This is a genomic window from Mycoplasmopsis mustelae, assembly GCF_004365095.1.
In the GTDB taxonomy this organism is placed as follows: Bacteria; Bacillota_I; Bacilli_A; order Mycoplasmatales; family Metamycoplasmataceae; genus Mycoplasmopsis; species Mycoplasmopsis mustelae.
On sequence record NZ_SOCN01000001.1, the window covers coordinates 1 to 22,832 of the forward strand.

Sequence of the window (22,832 nt, forward strand, 5' to 3'; positions counted from 1 at the left end):
GTTATCAAGCATACTCAGATGCGATAAATAAAGCAAAGGTTAAGTTAAATGCATCTGATACTTTAACTAATGAAGAGATTTTAGACTTACAAAATCAAATTCAACTTGCACAAAATCAATTAACTATTGCAAACGATAAAGTAGACGCTGCTAAAAGTAATGTTGAATCATTAGTAACACAATTAGAATCACCAGAAATACAAAAACAATACCAAGAATTGTTAAAAGCTGCTACAACTCCCGAAAAATTAGCTAAAGCAATTAATGATATTAATACTGCTATTAAGGATCAAAAAGTTGAGAAAGAAACTTTAAAAGATCAAGTTCAAAGAGATATTGATTCGATTAAAGATCCTGAGAAAAAAGCAGAATTACAAAAAGAATTTGATGCGCTTAAAACATCAAATGCAACTAATGATAAATTCTCAGAATTCAGATCTCAAACATTAGCAGAATCACTTAAATCAATATTTAAATCACAACAGTCAACAAATAACACTGATGCTACTAAAGATAAACCTGAAAATCCAGAATCAAAACCTACAAATCCTACAAACCAACAACCTTCAAATTCAAAAAATACTGCAATTATTGTTATATCAGTATTAATTGCTCTTGCGGTAATTGGTGGATTAATTGGTGCTTGATTTGCTGCGCGTTCAATCAAAAAGAAGAAAGCTAACAAATAATTTAAATAAAAAGACACAGGTAATATGTCATTGAATTATAAATCTAAAAGCTACACTAAACGGTAAAAATTTATACAAAAAAAGATGATGTTTTTTAAAAATCATCTTTTTTTGCTACTTGAATATTACTTTAACAAAGATAATAAAACAGCTTATATAACCTACAAGATTAAATTTTAAGCATATTTAGAATTAATGAACAAATACTTAAATAACTGTTTTATCTCAGATCTCGTAGGATTTTCATCTATAAAATATTTTTGGGTTTTTTTGATTATAACCCCAGTGATTGGCAGATTTGTAATTAAACTATTTGAATCATTGATTAAGTTTATATTACTATCCACATAATACAAATCATTTGGCCTAACTATTTCAAAAACCAGTCTTCTTGAATCCGAATTGTTAGGATTAAGGATTATATATTTTTTGTTAAATAAATTATAATCTGCTTTATTAAATCAAAATTGAGTTAATATTAAATCGTGTTCTTTGAAAAACGAATCAAAATCTTGATTATTCAAATAAATTTTTGAAAATTCTTCTCTTAACATTTTTTGAATAGCAAGTTCGTCCATATTTCTAATGTCAAAGCCAAAGTTATACTTTTTGCTATTGTAAGCATCTACAAATAGTTGGCGAGTAAATTTACTGAGAAATTCTTGTTCTAATTCATCACCATTACTAAATACCTTGTATGATTTATCAAAAATTTTTTTATTTTGCGTGTTTCAAATATAACTTCAATAATAACCAAAAGTGTTATCGGTTTTAATAATTTTAGTTGCATCTTGATATTCATTTATTAATGCAGAAAAATTCAATGTTGTTCTCTCTTCTTCGATTGTTGTTGCTTTGTTTTCTTGTTCTTCTTTATTTCCCAAAGCAGAACACGAAACTGATAATGAAGCAGTAAAAACTGATATTATTGATAAAAATCAAAATCTTTTTCTAAACATTATTTAACCTCATATTTTTTATCTAAAAATTTAAATATTTTTATAACTTCACTTCTAGGTAGGTTGTCATTAATTATTGGATTTATTTTATATTTTTTACTTATTATAACTGAATCAATAAACGATTGCCCACCACTCGATGTTTTTACGTACTTATGCATTTTTAGTTGATTAGGTTTTAGTTTTATATAACTTAATTCAGCGCTATTTGGTGTATTTTTGATATCTGGAATTAAATAAGGTAATGCATCATAATTAATATTATATCTACTATGTCAAGAGGTAGATAAAATTAAATTATTATTGATAAAGAACTCATTAATTTTCATTCCGTTTAAGTATTCTTCTTCAAATTTTTCTTCATTTTTTGTTTTAAACTCTTTTTCGTTAATATTTTCTATATCAAAACCAAAAATATCATTTATATTTATTTTTATATAAGGGTCTTTTGCTTTATTTTTTCAATAAGTAAGCATCTTAAGATTAAATTTATTTAAAAATTTATTTCTTACGTCGTCTGGTGTATAAAATATTTCATAACCTTTCTCAAATATTTTTATTTTTTCATAATAGTTTTCTGTTCATAAATTGAGAAAATAATTACTTTTTGTTCTCTTAACTTTATTATCTTTTTGATAAAGTTTTAGATATTCAGTAAATCTATCGCGATAATTATCATCATAATCAGTTTCGTTAGAAGCACATGACATGACAATAAAAGGAGTGGATAATACAGGAATACACACAATATTTTTTAAAAAAGTTAATTTCATATATTCCTTTAACTAACTAAATATGTTAATACCAACGAGTCATCAATAGAATTTTCAAACAATGAATCTTTATATTTTTCTACCCTAACCCTATAGGTTCCTGAATCTATAACTTTATAAATTATTAATTCATCAACTGTATTCTCTGTGTATATCTTTTTAATTGTATTTCAACTTCCATCGGAATTTTTCTTTTCTAGGTATAAATCATAATCAGAGAATCATTTGTTATTTTGTCTTTTTAAAGCTTCACCTAATTTTAAAGAATATGAATCTCTATGTGTTTTAATTCATTCTGCATAATCAATTGCATTGGAAATACTTAAATAATAATTATAAAATGGAATAATATATTTTCATCATTCAGTTTTTTCAGCATTGCTTGTCTCTTCTCTTTTTATAATTCCTGCATTAAATAATCAAGAACTAGCTGCCTTTATAGTTTGATCCTTGTTTGCATAAAATTCATTTGAAATTAAAACTGTACCATTTAAATTTTTATTAATTGATTTAAATTTTAAATTATCAGCAGCAAGTAACATTTTTTCAAAATCAGGTATTCCCGCACCGTATATTTTTGAATATCCATTACTTTTATAATCTAAATAAACATCTTTAGGTAGTCATGATGAAACTGCTAAAATTGCTTTTATAGCTTGTATTCTAAGATAATCTTTGTCTAAAAAACCTTTTTCCCTTAATAATGTTGTAGCAAGACCCGCAACAATTGGTGATGCAAAACTTGTACCAACAGTTTCGTAAATCTTATTATCACCTTCATAAAATCTATCATATAGATATCCAGGGGCAACAACATTTGGTTTAGATAGACTTTCATATTCTTTAAATAAAAGATAGTTAGAATAATCAGCTATTATATCGCTAGAAATTCTCCTTTCGTTATTGTATTTTAATGCTCCAACTACAATATTATTAAACGATAACCTATTACCGTTTATTCACTCATTTTCTTCTTTCTTATTATCATTTCCATTACCTGAAGAAAACACATTGATCATTCCATATTTTCTAGAATAATAATCTAACAATAAATTGTTTTCATTATATTTTGATCCAATTAAATCATCTATTTCTCCGTAACTATGATTGACTACTTTTATTCCGTTTTCTGCAAACCATTTCATAGCATCATTTCATTCTGCGTCATTTTTAAAACTTGCAAAATATAATTTTGCATGCCTATCTATACCTTGACTACCTGCAGCAATCATTGGTACTTCCTGAGAATGATGGTTTAATTCATCCTCTTTGTATGGTCGCATAACTTCATAACCTTCATTTTTAAAATCATCTACCATTTTTTCATCAAAACCACCATTAGCTTCTAATATACCAATCGATGTTGGGAAATTATATTCTCTATTATCCTCATGCTTTTTTTGTTTAATAAAATTAAGAAACTTATCGTTATTATTGTTAATTTTTCTCTCAAATCTGTAATATTTGTCTTTTTCGCTTGAATTATTAGACATTTTTTTGATAGTTTGATCAAAAATTATTACTTGAAAGATTGAATTAAAATTTTTAATTTTTTTAAAAAAATATTCTCTTTCTTCTTCTGAATTAAAATAAAATCAAATAATTGGCACAAAATCTAAAGTCTTATAGTTTTTATAAATTAGCTTTTCATCATTCACTTTATTTAAAAATTCATCATTTTTTATTTTAATAATATTCTCGTTAGAATTTAATTCACTATCAGTTAATTTATGATCTAATAGCACTTTTAATTCATAATTTTTTAATGAATTAATATGATTAATATCATTTGACGATGTAGTTATTCTAAATTTCCTCACTAATAGTTTGTTATTATCGTAATTATGGTATCATTTATAGTGTTCTTTTGTTTTTCAATTATCTGCAATTTTTATGGTTGTAGTCATTCCTACCGCTCCTAACGCAATAATAGGTAATGATCTAAATAGTAATTTAAGTTTTATTTTTTTCATTTATTAAACCCTTCTTATTAAAAAAATAAATTAAAATGTATTTTACACTGAATTAAAGTTATTTTTTATAAATTTAATTCATACATTATTTTACCAAAATTTATTACTATTCTAAATTCAGAATTTCTATTTCAGAAATATTGAATAAAAATATACTAAGATATACAATGAAAAATTATGATATTAAATAATTTTTTCTTTATTTTAAAAGTTATTATCTCTATTTTTATAACATAAAACTACTTACAGAAACTCGCTCTAAATTTTTTTATGAATCTAAACGCCTTAATACACTATAAAATTCAAACAAATATAGTGTAGTTTTTGTTTAGTAATTCATTAATAGACTATTTTTATTTCTTTATTGTTGCAAAGATATATAATTATTAAATAAATAAAAATTATTAGATTAAGGAGCGAAAATGCAAAAAATTTTATTATTAGACGGAAATTTAATTAACAAAGATCATTCATCATATGTAGGTGCAACTTTGGACTATTTAGAGACTAAATTTAAATCAAAAAACTTAGATGTTCAAAGATTTGATTTAAATGATACACACTCAGAAGTTTTTTTAACTAAAAAAACTTACCCTGAATACTGAAAAATGATTGATTCTGATAAATGAATTAATTTATTAAAAGAAACCGATTTATTAGTGATTTCAACTTCGATGATTAACTTTACAGCGGCAGTTGTGGTAAAAAACTTTATTGATTCTATTTCAGTAGCAGATAAAACATTTTCATATAAATATTCTAAAAAAGGTGATGCAATCGGATTGTTAACTAACTTAAATGTTTTAATAGTCGCTTCACAAGGAGCACCACAAGATTGATATCAATGAGGTTCACACGTTTCTTGGTTAGAAGGTACCTTTAAATTTTTAGGTGCTAAAAAAGTTTTAACATACAGAATTAATGGAACTAAAGTTAAACCTATTTCAGAACACAAAGCAGTTGAATATACAAAAGAGCATGAAACAGACTTAAATGAAGTGCTTTCAAAATTCTAAAAATTGATTCATCAAAAAATATTTTTATGATAAAATTAGAAAGCATAAATTTAGCAGCAGTTTATTATTGTTTCTTTGAAATTTAACATGTTGAACTTTGTTAGTAGATTAGCTGATTAATTGAAATCATTAAGTTAAATTTTACAAACAAGGAATAAACCCTCTTAATTATGCAGAAAAGAGGAATAAATGTCAAGATATACAGGTCCTGTATTTAAAAGATCGCGCCGTTTAGGATTTTCTATTCTTGAAACAGGAAAAGAATTTTCTAAAGGAAGAAAAAGAACTTATGCTCCCGGACAACACGGAAATAGAAAAGTTAAATTATCAGATTATGGTCTTCACTTATATGAAAAACAAAAAATTAAACACTTATTTGGTTTAAATGAAAAACAATTACGTAAAGTATTTGATAAAGCCGTAAAGCTTAAAGGAGTTACTGGTACTAACTTATTACAATTATTAGAATTACGTTTAGATAACTTAGTTTATAGAGCTGGTTTTGCCACTACTAGAAGACAAGCGCGTCAATTAGTAAATCACAATCACTTTACATTAAACGGTAAAAAAGCTAACATTCCATCAATGATGGTGTCTGTTGGTGATGTAGTTGAATTAAAAGAAAAATCAAGATCAAACAATCAAATTACTGAAGCCTTAGCAAATAAAGAAGCCGCCACTTGATTAACCAGAAAAGATTTTAAGGTTAAATTAGATAGATTACCAGAAAGAACAGAAATTCACCCAGAAATTAAAGAATCATTGGTAGTTGAATTCTATTCAAAATAATTAAAGTTTAGGAGAATATTAAAATGAAAAAAGATCTTCACCCAACATACCATAAAGTTTCTGTTCTATGTTCTACATGTCAAAAAGAATTTAACTTTAAATCAACTAAAAAACACTTCAGCGTTGATGTTTGTTCAGGATGTCATGCCGTATTCACTGGTAATAGAACTCAAGTGAAAGCAACCGGAAGAATTGATAGATTTAACAAACGTCTTCAAAAGGCGGGTCAAAAATAATATAAAAAACACCTACGTTGTAGGTGTTTTGTTTTAATTAAACTAAAAGATCAAAAATGTCTTCACCAGCTTCTTCAAAAGTACGTACTCCAAAATTTTTAGCAACTATATTTCCTAAAGTGCCTAAACCATTTAGTTTAGATAACACTTTTGGTGATTTAAATGATTTACTAAAAATTGTTGCCGGCAATAATTCTCTTGTATGATTAAATCCGACATATAACGGATCGTTTCCGTGATCTGATGTAATAATTAATAAATCATCTTCTTTCATTGCATTTATTAATTTACCTAATTTAACATCCAACATCGAGATATTTTGTGCATATCCGTGTACATTTCTACGGTGTCCATAGTGCGAATCAAATTGTACTAAATTAGTGAAAATAAATTGGTTTTCACCACCCTTTTCAGCTAAATCAATGGTAATATCCATTCCGTTTGCATCACCTTCACTCGGAAAGTGTTTAGTAATTCCGCCACCAACAAAAATATCATTAATTTTACCAACCGAAATAACTTCAACACCTGCATTTTGAAGGTGATGTAAAATATTTTCTCCTGGTTTATTAGCATAATCATGTCGGTTAAAGGTTCGAATAAAATTCCCAAAATCCCCAATATAAGGTCTAGCAATAATCCGTCCTACATTTCATTCAGGTTTTGATGAACAAATTTCACGCGCAGCTTTTGCATAGCGATATAAATTATCTAAACCAGTTCATACTTCATGCGCACAAATTTGTAATACCGAATCCATTGAAGTATATACAATAATTGCTCCACGCTCATTTTCTTCATGCGCTAATTCATTAATAATGTCAGTTCCGGAAGCTGCCTTGTTTCCTATAATTGGCCTACCATCAAAAGCTTCAGAAAGTTTATCGATTAATTCTTGTGGAAAACCATTTTCAGCAAATGTAGGAAAAGGCATAGTAGTACGAATTCCCATCATTTCTCAGTGTCCAGCTAGTGTATCTTTTGCATTTGAAACTTCTTGAACTTTAGCCATATAGGCCATTGGTTTACGTACATAATAATTACCATTTAAATCAGTAATATTACCAATTCCTAATTTTTTTCAAACATCAATTTGAAATTCTTCAACCATTGACGCAGATCGAATGGTGTTTGCTCCGGCATCACCAAATGTAATTTGATCTCTATCTGGTCCAATTCCGAGTCCGTCAGTCACAATCATAAAGACACGTTTAAATTTTGCCATAATTCTCCTTTAAGATACATTTCTTTAAAATTACTTTATAATGTAATTATATACTTATATTTTATTAAATTTGAATATAAAACAATGATTTCCGAATATTAAAATTAAAGTAGCTACGTTATCACAGAAAGGTGTTATGAATCAATTTGAAATAAAAGACTATGATTTAGTGCTTACTGAATAAGGCGGATTTCCAATATTAACATCTGGGTGATATTTGGTATTAAAATATGAATCTATAATTGCGTTTTCATGCGCAATACTTGCATCGATTTCAATAGCAACAACATTATTAAATTTAGAAGTTAATTTAAAGTAAAAATTACCAGTTCCACTGGAAGGTTCTAAAACTAATAATGGATTAGGGTGCGAAATTAACGAAATCATTTTATCAACTATAAAATCTGGCGTAAAAACTTGCCCCAGTTGAATTTTATTCATCATTTCTCCTATTGATTAAATAACTTATAAATTCATTATCTTTATATATTATTTTATCATCAGTTAATTCATTATTTTGGATAAAGTTTATTTTTGCATCGGTTTTATATTTGTCTTGAATTACACTAATATATATTTTTTGTGCATATCGATAAAACTGTTGATAAATACTTTCTCCCCCACAAATAAATAAGATATCCTTTGAATTCCGATATTTCTTCAAAAAATTAACCGCTTCCTCAGTATTTTTTAAAATTTTAGAAATTGGCAAGTGCTTAAAAAAGTTTTTTTGAGCTGAAACTACAACTATTTTTCGATGTGATGTTTTAAAAGTTTTTGGTAAGCTTAAGTATGTTTTCAAACCCATTAATAATGTAGCATTTTGTGTTATGCGATTGAAAAATTCCAATTCTTTTGGAATTTTTCATGGTAATTGATTGTTGATTCCGATACCAAAATCTAAATCCGATGCAACAATTAAATTAATCATTAAAATCTAAATCTGCTTTCTTTGCGTCTTTTCACTTTTGAATTAATGCTTGATATTCTTCGTTATTTGAACATTCTAAATATGCTAATTGGTCTGCATCATTTAAGAAATCAAACTGCGGGGATGTATCAGTGTGAGTGTATTTATAATACCAATCTTTAACTATACGAATGTCTTCTTGTGCTTCTAAATCATTTACATTAAAGGTATATGATTTTATTTTACGTTGATTTAAATCAACGTTTTGTGGTGCGATATAATCACCTTCAGAATCTTTTAGAAATGCTGCAATAATAGCATATTTAGAAACTTTTGAATTATTTTTTTTAGACATTAAATATGCATAAAGTTGTGCTTGCTTACGATATGAAGCATCAACTCCATTCTTTTCTCATGAAGCATATTTGTTTTCGTTGGCGGTTTTGATTTCTAAAATCATTTTTTGATCAGGAATATATCCATCCGGGACCCCACTCAAAACATCATCAATGCCCTCAAAGTAATCATAATTAAACTTTGCTGCTTCATAATTTTCAATATGTTTGTTAGGAAGTTTGGATCTTAAAAAATTAAAAATTTTAGGTTCTAAGGTAATTCCGGCATTAATATATTTTTTAGACAAAACCGGAAGTTTTAATCTAGTAATATGACAAAAAGCGTTGAATTGTGATTTATAAGTATTAGATATTAAAATATCTCCAACACTACTTCCACCAATTTTTTTATAACCATTTCAACGGTCAAAAGTTTGTAACTGTTTATAAAAATCCGGGAGTAGTTTAATAACTCTGTTTGCTCTATCAATAATGTAGTGCTGGTTGTTGTAGTATTTTCTAGCCATTATTTAAAAAAATTTTCAATAATTGTATTGGCAGAAATGTCAACACCTTTAAAATCAGCAACTCATTCTTCGTTGATCATTGTATTTTGTGGAACAATATGGTCAAAACAAATATTTACCAACTTATCAAAACTAGTTTCGGTAGAATTATCATCAACTCCTAAAACGAATTTGTTAGCATCCATAAATTTTTCAATCCGGATCGCAATAACTTTTGAAACATCTTTATCCTTATTTTGTGATTCCTGGATTTCTTTCATTTCCTTCTTAAAGTAATCTAATTCGTTTGGGAATCTTAAATCATCTATTAAAATTAAGGTATTTTTCTTATCTTCGATAGATTTTTTAATAATATCTCTAATTTTATTGAAAACTCTAGTACATCAAATATTGTTATCAACATTTCTTCCAACTTCACCCATTGCAATTCATAACGGACGAACAACTTCTTTGTCTTTTCCATCTCATTTAATTTCTTCCAGGATTGGTTCTGTGATTTTTTTAATGGGTTCTGCAAAAGATAAAATATGAATATTATCATCAAATCTTTTTCTTAATTTTTCGGCTAAAGCAGATGATAATAAACCTTTACCACTCCTTCTTTTACCATTTATTAAAACAACTATATGTTTTCTTTTTGCCATTATTACCTCTTTAATGATTATGTCTAAATCGTGTGATATTATTATAATACATTAATAACACCAAGCAGATAAATTTAATCTACTTTTTTGTTTTTTATCAACTTATATTTGGTTTAAAAACCAAACACCGAAGCGTTTGGCAAATACTATTTTGTTAAAGAAAATATTTTTTCTCCCTGTGATATAGTTGAATTCGGTTTTTGCAATATTTGAAATTTCGCATCATCTATACTGCAAATAATTAAATGTATATCTAAATTTGCTGCCACAATCTTTTCCATATTTAGATTCAATAGTGTTTCACCCGCTTTTAATTCAGTGTTAATTTTATTTATTGTTTCAAAGCCAATTCCACTTAACTTATCTGCATCTAAACCAACTAAAATTACAACTTCTAAACCACAATCACTGTGGTATATAAATTGATTTTTTGCCGCAGTCATCATTTGGATTTTTCCATCAAAAGGAGCAATTATATTAATACTTTTTGCACTTTTATCCATTTGAATTGCTACACCATTACCAACTAAGTTTGCTGAAAATATTCCATCATTTAAAGTTTTTAAATCTATTAATTTTCCTGAAACAGGAGCTAAAACATCAATAGTTTCATTAGTTTCAGTGGACTCCAAGTTATTTTTGATAGATGTTTGTTTGGTGTTTGTGTTTATTGGTTGTCTTTGAAGTAATTGTAGATATTTTTTTACTTCAAAATTTAATTCTTCAGCGTTTTTTTCTAATTCCACTTGTATATGGTTGGATTCGTTAAAAATTGCAACATTTTTAGCTCCACATTTTTTTAAAAGTTCTTCAGAAACTAATTTTAAATCATTAACATCGTAACGTAGTTGTGAAACGCTATTGTTTAAATTTTTTAAGTTTGTCGCCCCACCAAAAGCATCAATTAAATCTTTAATATTACTCGGAACTTCTTGATTACATACACAACCCAAAAATGGTTTACATTTATCGCAAGTTTGTTTCATTTGACCCCTTTTTATTATTGTATTTATTTATAAATAATACACTTTTTTCTAAAATTTATTAATTGAAAGATTATTAAAATTTAGTTTTTATTTGTTAAAATTTTAATACAAGGAGAAAAATGTCAATTACTCAAAATCTCAAAAAAAAGATGTTGGAAATAGTAATTCAAATGCAACAAGATAATTATTTTGATCTCAATTTTGATATAAAAAAATTAAATTTTGTGCTTGCAGAACCAAATTTATCACAAAAAAATAATAGTGCAGTAGTTTATGATTTATCTAGTAATTTAGCCTTCGTTTTAAAGACATATAAAAAAATTAATCCAATACAGATTGCTCAAGATATATCTAATAAATTAGCAACTTATAAATTGATTAAGCAAATTGATGTTACAACACCTGGTTTTTTAAATATTATTTTAGATGATTCTGCTTTTATAGAAATTATTTCTAATATAAATTCTCAAAAACAAAATTATGCTAAAAACATATCAGAAAAAAGAAAAATCAACGTTGAATATGTTTCAGCTAATCCAACCGGTTTTTTACACGTAGGACATGTGCGTGGGGCGGTTTTTGGAAGTAGTTTAGTAAATGTATACAAACATGTAGGTTATGATGTTGAAGCAGAATATTATATTAATGATGCCGGAAACCAAATTGAAGTTCTAGCTAATTCACTTTGAGTACGTTATAAAAATTTATATTCTGAAGAAAAAGTAGAAATGCCTGAAGAAAGTTATCAAGGTGAAGATATTATTTGAGCCGCACAAGAGCTTTACAAATTGTATAAAGATGAATTTTTAACTTTGAATAAAACCAAAAAAATAAAATTAAAAAATATTGCTATTGAAATTTTCTTAAACAAAATTAAAAATGATTTAGCAAAATTAAATGTATATTTCGATACTTTTTCAAGTGAAAAAGTAGTATTACAAAGCGATTTAATTAACAAAGTTTTAGTTCAATTAAATCAACATACTTACCAAAAAGACGGAGCCTTATTTTTAAAAACCACTACATTTGGAGATGATAAAGACCGCGTCTTAATTAAAAATGACGCAAATAACACTTATTTATTGCCCGATATTGCTTATCATTTAACTAAATTACAAAAAGCAGATTATTTAGTAAATATTTGAGGTGCCGATCATTCAGGCTATGTTGCTAGAATGAAAATTGCTTTACAAGCGTTGGGTTATAACGCCGATAAATTAGAGGTTCTAATTATTCAATTAGTTAGATTGATCAAAGATGGTGTAGAATTTAAAATGTCTAAACGAGCTGGAACAAGTATAACGTTATCAGATTTACTTAATGTTGTTTCGGCAGATATCATTCGATTTATGATGTTAACTAGAGATATTAGTAACAAATTTGATTTTGATATTGATTTTGTTAATTCAAATGATTCTAATAATCCGGTTTATATCGTACAATATGGATATTCCCGAACTTTATCATTACTTAAAAAATTAACTACTCCACAACTACAAAAAAACATCATATTTAGCAATAAAGCAAAAAAAATTATCATTTCTTTAGATTTATTTATTGATTTACTCAAAACGATTGTTGATAGTGCTAAGGTAAATTTACTAAGTCAGTATTTATTAAATTTAGTAAAATTATTTAATAGTTTTTATGAAGAAACAAGACTGCAAGGACATGAATTTGAAAGTTCTTATGCAGCAATGGTATTAGCGGTTAAATATGTTATGAAACTAGCATTGGATTTAATGGGAATTAACGCTCCTGAAACAATGTAAAATCTGATAAAAATGAAAATTTTATTTAACAAAAATAAATAAAATAATACAATTTAGATATTATAATGTTGAGAAAGGACAAGATGAAAAATTCTACAATGTTAGAAATTACAACCGAAATTGTAAGTTCACAACCTGGAAAATCATTTACCTTTAATCAAATTTTTAGTAAAGTTGAAGAACAACTTAAAGATAATTGATTTAAATATGTACAAGGAAGCAATACATTAACATACGATCAAGTTCGTGAAACCAAAATGGGTGAACTTCATCGTCTATTAACTGTAGATAAAAGATTTCATAGAAATTTAGACGGTACTTGAAAAGCCGCATAATAAAGGAGAAAAATGCCATTAGTAAATGCTAAGGAAATGCTAAAAAAAGCAAAAGATGGAAAATATGCAATTCCGCATATTAATATTAATAATTTAGAATGAGCTAAGGCGGTTTTACTAACTGCCGAAGCAGAAAAATCACCAATCATTTTAGCTACTTCTGAAGGAGCAGTTAAATATATGGGTGGTTTTGATGTAGTAAGTGGAATGGTAGTAGGTTTAGTAAAAGATTTAAAAATTACTATACCTGTTGCTTTACATTTAGATCACGGAACTTTTGAAGGTGCTAAAAAAGCTTTAGAAACCGAAGGATATACCTCATTAATGTTTGATGGATCGCATCTTGGTTTTGAAGAAAATTATGCTAAAACTAAAGAATTAGTAGAATTGGCAAAATTAAAAAATATGTCATTTGAAGCTGAAGTTGGAACCATCGGTGGCGAAGAAGATGGTGTAGTTGGTGATGGCGAATTTGCTGACCCACAACAAGCACGCAAAATGGCCGCACTAGGAATTGATGTTTTAGCTGCAGGAATTGGAAATATTCACGGTCCATATCCTACAAGCTGAAAATCATTAAGTTTTGAAACATTATCAGAAATTTCAGCTGCTGCTGGAATCGGAATTGTCTTACACGGTGGAAGTGGAATACCAAAAAATCAAATCCAGAAAGCTATTTCCTTAGGTGTAACTAAAATTAACGTAAATACCGAATTGCAACAAGCTAATCATCAAGCAATTCGTGAATTTATCTTATCTAACAAAGATTTAGAAGGAAAAAATTTTGATCCACGCAAATTATATAAACCGGGATATGATGCTATGTGTCAAACTATTAAAGATAAAATTCATGAATTTGGTTCAGATAATAAAGCATAAAAAATCACCGCTCAGGTGATTTTCATTTATTTAAAACTTAATTAGAATTCTCAAATATGACATTAATGTTGTTAATTATGCCTTTATTATCGTACGAAAGTTTTGTAGTATTCAAATCAACTAAATATGATTTAGCCAACATTTTAAGTTTAGAAGTTTCTGTATTAGAATTTAAGTCATCATATTTTTTACGGTCTTTCAAATATTCATCAACATCGTGTGATCAAATTCTTGTATAATAAGAATTATTAAACATAAATTCTCAAAGATCATCATATACTCTTTGTTGAGACATTATAGGAACATTATTGTTTTTACTTTTATCTAAAATAATATTTTTACTAAAATATAAAGCAGATAAGTTATCTTTTAATTTAACTTCTCAATTACTTTTGCTTACGTTAAATTTATGTTTTGTTTCAGTAACCGAACTTAAAAAACTTGTTTTTTGCATTAAATTTAATTGAAATTTATCATCTTGAATTGTAATATTATTTATTTTTGAGTTATTGTATTCTTGCATTTCTTCACCAAATTCATAATCTCATCTCGATGTTAACTCGAATGCAAGATAATCGGGTGTTTGTACTTCTTTAAATAGATAAATTCATGTTCTTTCCATATCTCTGATAAATAAAAGATTAACTAAAACTTCGTTTTTATTTAATAAAGGTAAGATTTCAAGGATCATATTATTTCTTTTGTTATAGAAAACCTCATTTTCATTTGCAAAATATTTTTTAATATTTTCATAGTTTCACTCAAAATTATATGAATTTGAAATTTTAGTAAAATTTATTTTTTTATCTATGTTTTCTGTTGAAATTAAAGCAAAAATAGCATGTTCTCTATCGATTTCTTTTATTAAATTTTTACCAAATTTACTGTTTAGTATTAGATTTTCTGATTTTAAATTTTGCTTTAAATCTTTAATTTTTTTGTAATTTTGCTTTTCAAAAGGATTCTCAGCTTCTTGATTATCTTTTTGTTCGGCCACTTGTTGAGCGCAACCGGCGCTTATGCCTGAAATAGCAAAAAGATTAATAAGAAATAATCATTTAATATTCTTTTTAAACATATTAAGTTTCTAATTTTGATCTTGTTTCATATATAGCTGTAGAATCTGCAAGTATTACATACAAATTTTTATACGTTAAATTAACGTTCTGAAAATCTTTTTTAGGTTTAATATATACTGTATATTTATAAGGTCAACCTCTATAATTTGTATCATTTGGAAGCATTAATCTATTGGTAGATATAAATGTATTACCTAAAATATTATTGTAATTATAATTCATTGATGAAACATGGTATTGTCTGTAAATTCAATCAGGAGTAGCAAATATGCTTCCTTTTAGATTTGTTTCAAAGAGATTTACATGATTATTTATTTCATCATTGCTAATATTTGATCTCCTGCTATGAGAAAGTTTAAACAAATCAGAAAAATTTGAGAGAACTAAAATAAATTTATATGATCCTAATACAAAATTAGTATATTCAATTCCATCAGATTTTCTAAATAAATAATTATTATTTATCATACTATAATTATTCTTCATTGAAATTTTCATTATTTTTTTAAATTGTTTTTCCATTAAACTTCAACATTCTATAATCAACTAAGCCACCATCAATTATTCCTATTTTTATTTTTTTATCAGATCTTTCTGTAATTCCAAGTTTATCTCATAAATTGTCGTATTTTTTTGTATTTCTGTATTTATCTGTAAATATAGCAGAAAGAGCAAAAGGTACAGTAGAAACTAATGCTATACCAGACATAATTTTTCATATTTTTCTTATTTTCATTTTTACCACCTACATTTATATTATACTCTTTTAAAAAATGATTATTATCAATTTAAATCAAACACTAATATTAGTGTTCAAAATATTAATTAATTATTAACTTTATAATTTATAAATAATTCTATAAATAGTCCGCCTTATTTACTGATAACTGCTTTCTTGTTACTAATTTTTTAAAAATATTCATTATTATTCACATTTTACAAGTAAGTAAAATTTTAATAGATTAAAAAAGCTACACTATTTAGTTTAAATTTTGTAGTGTAGCTTTGAGGCTTGTATTTTATTATATCACTATTCAGTGAATTCTTCCTCTATTTGATTATTTATGCTATTTTCTGCTTGACATTCAGTATCGTTGCAACTTTCTAAGTGTCTACATGTTGGAAAACTTTTACATCCAATAAATTTTTGACCTTTTTTATTGCTACGAATCACTAAAACACCACCACAATTCGGACATGGTCTTTGTAATTCATGTAATTTAAAAACTACAACCTCCATGTGATTTGATGCATCTTTAATTTTTAATTCAAAATTTTGTCAAAATTCTTGCATTACTGAATCTTTTTGTAATTGATGTTCTGCAATTTTATCTAATTGTTCTTCGACATAAGCGGTATATTTTTCGTTAAAAATTTCTGAGAATGAATCATTGAGTGCTTTACTTACTTTTTTACCAAAATCTGTTGGTATAAGTGGAGATTTATCTGGAACAACAAAACCACGATTTTTAATTATATTAACAGTAGAAGCAAAAGTAGATGGACGACCTACCTTAATTTCATCTAATTTTTCTATCAAACTACCATCATTATATCTTGGTTCAGGTTGAGTTTGGTATTCTAAAAATTCAAATTTATCTACAGGTATCACATCACCTAATTTATAATTAGGATTGACTTCATCTTCGGTTTCTTTGTTAATGATGTAGTAACCGTCAAATAAAACTCTAGAGAATGATTTTCTAAACAAGTAATCACCGTTTTGAAAGGTAAATAAGGTACTTTCACGAATTGGTTGTGCGATTAAAGACTGAAAGGTATTGTTATAAATGAGAGTGTAAATTGCTAATTCTCGGTCAGTCATTTCAGGATAAGTTGTTTTTGCAAGTTGCGGAGTTAGATTAAAATTAGTAATTCTAATTGCCTCATGAGCATCTTGATCACCACTCACACCCTTAACGTTTTCAGCAACATAGTTAGAACCATATTTGTCTTTAATGAAAGCTTGTGTTTTTTTAATAAAACCTTCCGACATTCTAGTACTATCAGTTCTTGGATAACTAATCAAACCACCATCACCAAATCCTTCATAAAGCTTTTGAATAATTATTTGAGTGGAAGCGGCTGAATAAGGACTACGTTTATATAAAACTGATTGCTTAAACGGCGTAATAGCACTCATCTTGCGCTTAGAAATTTTAATATCAACTACTTTAAGTTCTTTCTTTGATGTTTGAAAATACTTAAACATTTCAGGATATTCATCCTTTAGAACTCATTCGCGTTTATCTTCGGGATTTTTAGTATTAAAATAATTTGCTAAAACTTGGCCTTTAGCATCTAAAGCATTAAGTTTATAAAAATCTTCAGGTACAAATGCCTCAATTTCTTTTTCGCGATCTACAATTAGTTTTAAAGCCACAGATTGTACTCGACCCGCAGTCGGTAGACCTGGAGAATTTTTAAATTTATTTTTAATTAAATTAGTAACTCTAAACCCAATAATCCGATCTAACATTCTTCGTGATTTTTGAGCATTAACTAAATTTTCGTCTAAAGGGCTCGCTTTTTTAAGAGCGTTTAAAATCGCTTCTTCACTAATTTCATTATATTTAATACGAGAATATTTATCATTTAGCTTAAAGTATGTAACTAAATGACTACCGATTGCTTCGCCTTCACGGTCGGGGTCGGTTGCAATATAAATATGCTCAGAATTTTTAGTTAATTCCTTAATTTCTTTCACAATATTTTTTTTAGTTGAATCTAAACTATATTTTGGTTCTCAAGTTTCAAAATCTATTCCTAAACCATAAACTCCATCAGTTTTCATTTTAAGAAAATGACCGACAGAAGCTACAACTTTAAAATCATCTCCTAAATACTTTTGAATGGTTTTAACTTTATTTGGTGATTCGACGATTACTAAATTTTTCATATCTTAATATAATACAATATTTTTTAAATTTAGTTTTTTAATTACTAAAATTTTTATTTCTTATTGACTTAATTAAATGATTTTAAGTTTATTTAATCACTATTATATAATGATCATGAAATAAATTAAAAAGCACTTATAACTAACTAAAATAGTTTGATATATTTTTTGGAAATCTAATGCAAAATGGTAGAATTTATTTTGAGTATTATATTGCAATACTCCTTGGCTAATTTAGCCCAGAAATGACCATAAGGAGAAATTTTAATTAAGTAATGAATAAATACGAAATTATGATGATTGTAAATCCAAAAGTTGATGTTAAGGTGGCTTTTGATTTACTTTCTGATGTTTTCGGTCAAGGTGTCAAAAAGGCCGAAAAATTAGATAGACACGAATTAGCGTATGAAATTAATAAATCAAAACATGCGCAATATGTTTTAGCATTAGTTGAAGCAAATGCTGATAGCCCAAAAGAATTTACACGACGTGTAAATATTACTAAAGAAATTTGAAGAACTTTAGTAATTAACTTAGATTCAGAAAAAGGTTTAACACCTAAAAAAGAATCAAAACATCTAAAACCAAAAAGAACTTTCACAAAAAGAGAAACAAAACCTACTGATGAAGCAGATAAATTCAAAAAACGTCCAAGAGTTTATAAACCTGCCGAAACAGAAGCAAAATAATTTTAATAAATGAGGTAAATAATGAATAAGGTTATTTTAATTGGTAGAACTACCACTGATATAGAATTAAATAGCACATCATCAGGTACACCTTATGTACGTCTAACATTAGCAGTTCAAAGAAGAATACAATCTAAAAATGATGTAACTGATTTTATTCCATTAGTTGCTTGAGGTACAAATGCCGTTTTATTTAAGAATTCAGTTCCAAAAGGAAGCTTAATCGCAATTGAAGGAACATTACAATCTAATTCATATGTTTCATCAAAAACTAATCAAACAATTCGTGCTTTAGATGTACATGTGGATAATATCACTTTCTTAGAATCAAAACGTGTAACCGATGAAAGACTAAAACAACGTGGTACATTTGATGATTTTACTAAAAAAACTACCTATGAAAACCCAACTTTTACTTCATTTAATAATACAAATCAATTTTCAAAAGATGTAAATTTGTCCACAAATCTAAACACTGAAAATTCAAAAAATGAAGTTTTCGAAAACAAAAAATCTGTTGATGAAAAACTACACGATTTAGATGACTTAGATATTGTAGATGAGGACATCGATGTTTTTAATTAAAAAGGAGAATTATGGCTTTTAATAAACGTAAAAAAGCTTTTTCTAATAGAAAAAAAGTATGTGCTTTTTGTGAAGAAAGAATCAACTATGTTGATTACAAGAATGTTGAATTATTAAACAAATACATTTCAGCAACCGGACAAATCAAAGCAAAAGCTATGACCGGAACTTGTGCTAAACACCAAAGAAAAGTAGCTAATGCAATTAAAAGAGCGAGATATGTCGCATTAATGCCTTACGTAGTCATTCGTGCTCGTAATTTAGCAAAATAATACAATATAATAAATCTTCAAATACAGCATTTGCTGTATTTTTATTTATAATTTTGAAATAATATATTAAAATATTTTTAGTACATGTCAAACAAAATAAAGGAAAATAAAACAATATGAAATTTAAAAAAATTATTTTAACTTCGGCAGCATTCGTTGCTACTGTTCCAACCGTTGCGATCGCAGCTGCTTGTGGGCCAACCGAAAAACCTCAAGGAAATAAATTCAATATCTTAAGTGATCAGGGCGTATTTTCTAATCTATGAAACAGTGTTTCGGCCGAAAGAGATGCAATGGCGCTTTCTCAATATCGTTCTGCTATGAAACAATTTGATGCTTTAGTTGATAGCCAAAAAAATGTATTCGAATTGGATAAAGCCAAGATTGATCCAAAAACTTCAAAATTAACTGTTTCAAATACTTCAGAAAACAAATCAATTCCAGTAGTATTCATGGACATCGATGAAACTATCTTAGATAACTTTGGTTATCAACATTGATTAGTAGCTAATAATGCATCATTTTCACCTGAAACATGAAATGAATTCGTTCAAGATAAAGTATCTAAAAAAATACCTGGTGCATTTGAATTTATAGATCACGTTTATAAAAAAGGTGGAATTGTTATGTTTAATTCAAACAGAGAACAAAAAAACCAATTAATTCCAACACGTGAAAATTTAATTAAGGAAGGTTTAAATAAAGCATATTTACCTGATTGAGTTTTTTGGATGCAAGGTGTGGATTTAAACACAGATAAACCTTGAGCTAACATCAAAGAAGACGAAAATGGAAAGCGTATTAAATCACACAAAGAAGAACGTATGAATTTAGTAAATTCTAAAAAATGAAACTTATCTGTAAATGGACAAGATTTTGGTGATGCAGTGTCTTTAAAAACAGTAATGCGTATTGGTGATAACTTTGATGATTTTAATGATATTAGATCAGCAAATCAAACAAATGAACAACGTAAAGATATAGTAAATAAAGAACTTGGAAAATTATTTGGAAACTTTGATTCAAACGTTAAAGGTATTAAATATACCAAAGATGCTCAAGGCAATGCAATAAAAAGCGAAGAAAGTTGAGCTGAAGGTTATGTGCAAATCGGTGGTAACGCATCATACGGTGGATGAGTTAGTGGTTTAGCTGCTGGTTTTAACGGATTTACAAATGATAAAAAACTAAAAACTGTTGAAGATTTAACTAACGCTTTAAAATGAACTCCATCACAACAAAAGAACTCTTAATACTTAAAAATCGGCCTAAATTATAGGCTGATTTTTATTAAAAAATAAATCAAAGATCTTCTTGGTTTATTCATCAAATTGTGATTTGTATAAATTATTATAAAAACCACCCAAAGCTAAGAGTTGTTGATGTGTACCACTTTCAATGATTTCTCCATCATTAACAACTAAAATTAAATCAGCATTTTTTATCGTGCTTAAACGGTGTGCAATGATAAATGAAGTACGATTTTGCATTAAATGCAACATTGATTTTTGAACGATACGTTCAGTACTTGAATCGATGTTTGAAGTTGCCTCATCTAAAATCAAAATATTACGATTTGATAAAATTGCACGAGATAAAGATAACAATTGTCTTTGTCCCTGCGAAATATTCATTCCGTTATTTTCAATCGGTGTTTGATAACCTTTTTCCATATTTTGAATAAAGTGATGTGCTTGAGTCATTTCGGTTGCTTGTTCAATCTCTTGCGTTGTAGCATCGGGATTGGTCATCTTTAAATTTGCTAAAATAGTTTCATTAAATAAAAACGAATCTTGTAGTACAATGGTCAAAATATCTTTTAAATCTTCTGAATTAATTTCTTTTAATTCATTTCCATCAATTTTAATACTTCCTTTTTGATAATCATAATATTTTGAAATTAGGTTAATAATAGTAGTTTTTCCGGCGCCAGTAGGCCCAACGATGGCAATCACTTTACCTTGCTTCGCTTTAAATGATGCTCCTTTCAGTTGATAATGTTTTGAATTTTCATTATATTTAAAATAAACATTATCAAAAACTACTTCACCTTTAACAGATTTATAAGTGACTTCTTGGGTATTAGCATCTATATATTTATAAGCCGCAAATCCAAATGGATCTTTTTTATTAGTTTCTTGATATTGCTGCTTTTGTTCATTATAAGCAATTTTAACAATTCGAATTTTTTCAGCTGCTTTAGAAGGTTCAACGGCATTTAAAATCCGAATAACACGGGTAGTTGCGGCAACTCCGACTTGAGCGTTAAAAACTGTTGCTAAAACTTGTTGAAATGGGCCAATAAAATTTCAATTTAAAGAAATATAAGTAAAGATCAGCGCGGCAGTTGCTTTGCCCTTGATATCAGCCCCTAAACCAGCTACTCCTCAAACGCTAAGGTTGTATAAATAAAATAAGGCAGAAATTACAGAAATCACTAAAATAATTGAGTTAGAAATCACATAATAAATAGTTTCTAAACTCTTGGTTATCATATCTCCTTTAAAAGCAATATGACGAATTTTTTTAGTAATCTTTTTAAGTTCACTATTAATTAATGCTTGACGGTTAAATGAATTGGTGATTTTAGTGTTGGCTAGCATTTCTTCAACGAATGCATTAAGTTCACCAAATGCGTCTTGAACTCTAATGAAATAAGGTTGCGATTTTTTAATCAATAAAACAATTCCACCGAACATCAATAACGAGATCGGAACTACAATCAAAGTTAATGCAACTGAAATTAGCGACATCATCAAAATAGATAAGCTAATGCTAAAGAAAGCAGCAATAATTTGAGTTAAACTCTGATATAAAGACAAGGCAATATTATTGACATCAACAATTAAACTAGAAATTAAATTTCCGGTTTTATTATGATCATAATATGCAATCGGTAGTTTTAATAATTTAGCAATTAAATTATTACGCACCCGGCCTGCAGCTTTAAAACTAATTTTGACATAAAATAAGTTTTCTAAATATTTAAAAGCAGCATAAATTAAATAGATTAAAACTAAGGTTCCTAGTAATAATCAAAATTTTAATGCATTAAAATTTTCTCATTGTAAGGCACCTTTAGCTAAGGGTTCAAAAAATGCATTAATAATATAACCAATTAAAAAACTTCCACCAATATAAGCTACTGAGTTAATCGCTGAAAACAAAATTGCAAATCAAATTAGTTTACGATCTGGTTTGATAAAAGCAAGTCAAATCTTAAAAGTTTTTCAATTTGAATGAGTTTTTTTCATCTTACT

25 protein-coding genes are annotated in these 22,832 nt (G+C 27.2%); 11 read left to right on the top strand and 14 right to left on the bottom strand.

All coding sequences use genetic code 4. The features are described from left to right. The coding region (locus BCF59_RS03640) for an EGFR-like transmembrane domain-containing protein (RefSeq protein ID WP_166666776.1) at positions 1 to 689 on the top strand (689 nt) is incomplete at its 5' end. A 176-nt stretch (positions 690 to 865) separates the two neighbouring features. On the opposite strand, the gene BCF59_RS00005 is transcribed toward BCF59_RS03640, so the two are convergent. From BCF59_RS00005 to BCF59_RS00015, 3 genes are read right to left on the bottom strand one after another with little or no spacing between them, the layout of a single operon-like run. Beyond that, complete coding sequence (locus BCF59_RS00005) at positions 866 to 1,648, bottom strand: hypothetical protein (protein WP_134109868.1); 783 nt, start codon at positions 1,646 to 1,648, stop codon at positions 866 to 868. Further along, positions 1,648 to 2,421, bottom strand: coding sequence for a hypothetical protein (locus tag BCF59_RS00010; RefSeq protein ID WP_134109871.1), 774 nt, complete (start codon positions 2,419 to 2,421; stop codon positions 1,648 to 1,650). The genes BCF59_RS00005 and BCF59_RS00010 overlap by 1 nt, the downstream gene beginning before the upstream one ends. An 8-nt stretch (positions 2,422 to 2,429) precedes the next feature. Further along, positions 2,430 to 4,394: a S8 family serine peptidase gene (locus BCF59_RS00015; protein ID WP_134109874.1), complete on the bottom strand. Its 1,965-nt coding sequence runs from the start codon at positions 4,392 to 4,394 to the stop codon at positions 2,430 to 2,432. A 422-nt stretch (positions 4,395 to 4,816) separates the two neighbouring features. Here BCF59_RS00015 and BCF59_RS00020 point away from each other — a divergent pair, with 422 nt between their 5' ends. The 3 genes from BCF59_RS00020 to rpmE all read left to right on the top strand — a co-directional run bounded on the left by BCF59_RS00020 (position 4,817) and on the right by rpmE (position 6,435). Continuing rightward, positions 4,817 to 5,410, top strand: coding sequence for an FMN-dependent NADH-azoreductase (locus tag BCF59_RS00020; RefSeq protein WP_134109877.1), 594 nt, complete (start codon positions 4,817 to 4,819; stop codon positions 5,408 to 5,410). Positions 5,411 to 5,599: 189 nt separating this feature from the next. Next, positions 5,600 to 6,199, top strand: coding sequence for a 30S ribosomal protein S4 (gene rpsD / locus BCF59_RS00025; RefSeq protein WP_134109880.1), 600 nt, complete (start codon positions 5,600 to 5,602; stop codon positions 6,197 to 6,199). Positions 6,200 to 6,222: 23 nt separating this feature from the next. Beyond that, a complete protein-coding gene (rpmE, locus tag BCF59_RS00030) occupies positions 6,223 to 6,435 on the top strand; it encodes a 50S ribosomal protein L31 (protein ID WP_134109883.1) in 213 nt (70 codons plus the stop codon). A 37-nt stretch (positions 6,436 to 6,472) separates the two neighbouring features. On the opposite strand, the gene BCF59_RS00035 is transcribed toward rpmE, so the two are convergent. The 6 genes from BCF59_RS00035 to BCF59_RS00060 form a co-directional block, all read right to left on the bottom strand. After that, entirely contained in the window at positions 6,473 to 7,660 is a 1,188-nt protein-coding gene (locus BCF59_RS00035; protein WP_134109886.1) for a phosphopentomutase, read from the bottom strand. A 159-nt stretch (positions 7,661 to 7,819) separates the two neighbouring features. Further along, positions 7,820 to 8,104, bottom strand: coding sequence for a DNA methyltransferase family protein (locus BCF59_RS00040; protein WP_134109889.1), 285 nt, complete (start codon positions 8,102 to 8,104; stop codon positions 7,820 to 7,822). Beyond that, positions 8,094 to 8,591, bottom strand: coding sequence for a dihydrofolate reductase (locus BCF59_RS00045; protein ID WP_134109892.1), 498 nt, complete (start codon positions 8,589 to 8,591; stop codon positions 8,094 to 8,096). Before BCF59_RS00045 ends, BCF59_RS00040 begins: the two co-directional genes overlap by 11 nt. Beyond that, complete coding sequence (locus tag BCF59_RS00050) at positions 8,584 to 9,432, bottom strand: MAGa7180 family putative nuclease (protein ID WP_134109895.1); 849 nt, start codon at positions 9,430 to 9,432, stop codon at positions 8,584 to 8,586. Before BCF59_RS00050 ends, BCF59_RS00045 begins: the two co-directional genes overlap by 8 nt. Next, positions 9,432 to 10,076 (bottom strand): hypothetical protein, encoded by a 645-nt coding sequence (locus BCF59_RS00055; RefSeq protein WP_134109898.1) that lies wholly within the window; start codon positions 10,074 to 10,076, stop codon positions 9,432 to 9,434. The genes BCF59_RS00050 and BCF59_RS00055 overlap by 1 nt, the downstream gene beginning before the upstream one ends. Before the next feature lie 146 nt (positions 10,077 to 10,222). Next, positions 10,223 to 11,062, bottom strand: a complete 840-nt coding sequence (locus tag BCF59_RS00060) for a PTS glucose transporter subunit IIA (RefSeq protein ID WP_134109900.1) — start codon at positions 11,060 to 11,062, stop codon at positions 10,223 to 10,225. 119 nt (positions 11,063 to 11,181) lie between these two features. On the opposite strand from BCF59_RS00060, the gene argS reads away from it, so the two are divergent. From argS to fba, 3 genes are all read left to right on the top strand, one after another. Next, positions 11,182 to 12,834: an arginine--tRNA ligase gene (argS, locus tag BCF59_RS00065; protein ID WP_134109902.1), complete on the top strand. Its 1,653-nt coding sequence runs from the start codon at positions 11,182 to 11,184 to the stop codon at positions 12,832 to 12,834. An 83-nt stretch (positions 12,835 to 12,917) separates the two neighbouring features. Beyond that, complete coding sequence (gene rpoE, locus BCF59_RS00070; protein WP_134109905.1) at positions 12,918 to 13,169, top strand: DNA-directed RNA polymerase subunit delta; 252 nt, start codon at positions 12,918 to 12,920, stop codon at positions 13,167 to 13,169. Positions 13,170 to 13,181: 12 nt separating this feature from the next. Beyond that, entirely contained in the window at positions 13,182 to 14,048 is an 867-nt protein-coding gene (gene fba / locus BCF59_RS00075) for a class II fructose-1,6-bisphosphate aldolase (protein ID WP_134109908.1), read from the top strand. Between the two features lie 37 nt (positions 14,049 to 14,085). Here fba and BCF59_RS00080 read toward each other — a convergent pair whose 3' ends face one another. The 4 genes from BCF59_RS00080 to topA form a co-directional block, all read right to left on the bottom strand. Continuing rightward, positions 14,086 to 15,126, bottom strand: a complete 1,041-nt coding sequence (locus BCF59_RS00080) for a hypothetical protein (protein WP_134109911.1) — start codon at positions 15,124 to 15,126, stop codon at positions 14,086 to 14,088. Position 15,127: 1 nt separating this feature from the next. Further along, positions 15,128 to 15,613 (bottom strand): hypothetical protein, encoded by a 486-nt coding sequence (locus tag BCF59_RS00085; protein ID WP_134109913.1) that lies wholly within the window; start codon positions 15,611 to 15,613, stop codon positions 15,128 to 15,130. Positions 15,614 to 15,632: 19 nt separating this feature from the next. Then, positions 15,633 to 15,836 (bottom strand): hypothetical protein, encoded by a 204-nt coding sequence (locus BCF59_RS00090; protein ID WP_134109916.1) that lies wholly within the window; start codon positions 15,834 to 15,836, stop codon positions 15,633 to 15,635. A gap of 321 nt (positions 15,837 to 16,157) precedes the next feature. Beyond that, positions 16,158 to 18,026, bottom strand: coding sequence for a type I DNA topoisomerase (gene topA, locus BCF59_RS00095; protein ID WP_134109919.1), 1,869 nt, complete (start codon positions 18,024 to 18,026; stop codon positions 16,158 to 16,160). A gap of 275 nt (positions 18,027 to 18,301) precedes the next feature. On the opposite strand from topA, the gene rpsF reads away from it, so the two are divergent. The 4 genes from rpsF (at position 18,302) to BCF59_RS00115 (ending at position 20,825) form a co-directional block, all read left to right on the top strand. Beyond that, complete coding sequence (rpsF, locus tag BCF59_RS00100) at positions 18,302 to 18,715, top strand: 30S ribosomal protein S6 (protein ID WP_134109921.1); 414 nt, start codon at positions 18,302 to 18,304, stop codon at positions 18,713 to 18,715. Positions 18,716 to 18,736: 21 nt separating this feature from the next. Next, positions 18,737 to 19,300, top strand: a complete 564-nt coding sequence (locus BCF59_RS00105) for a single-stranded DNA-binding protein (protein ID WP_134109924.1) — start codon at positions 18,737 to 18,739, stop codon at positions 19,298 to 19,300. Between the two features lie 11 nt (positions 19,301 to 19,311). Further along, entirely contained in the window at positions 19,312 to 19,572 is a 261-nt protein-coding gene (gene rpsR, locus BCF59_RS00110) for a 30S ribosomal protein S18 (protein WP_134109927.1), read from the top strand. Between the two features lie 116 nt (positions 19,573 to 19,688). Beyond that, positions 19,689 to 20,825: an HAD family acid phosphatase gene (locus tag BCF59_RS00115; protein WP_134109929.1), complete on the top strand. Its 1,137-nt coding sequence runs from the start codon at positions 19,689 to 19,691 to the stop codon at positions 20,823 to 20,825. Between the two features lie 66 nt (positions 20,826 to 20,891). Here the strand turns inward: BCF59_RS00115 and BCF59_RS00120 are convergent, their stop codons facing one another. After that, complete coding sequence (locus tag BCF59_RS00120) at positions 20,892 to 22,826, bottom strand: ABC transporter ATP-binding protein (protein WP_134109932.1); 1,935 nt, start codon at positions 22,824 to 22,826, stop codon at positions 20,892 to 20,894. Positions 22,827 to 22,832: the final 6 nt, after the last annotated feature.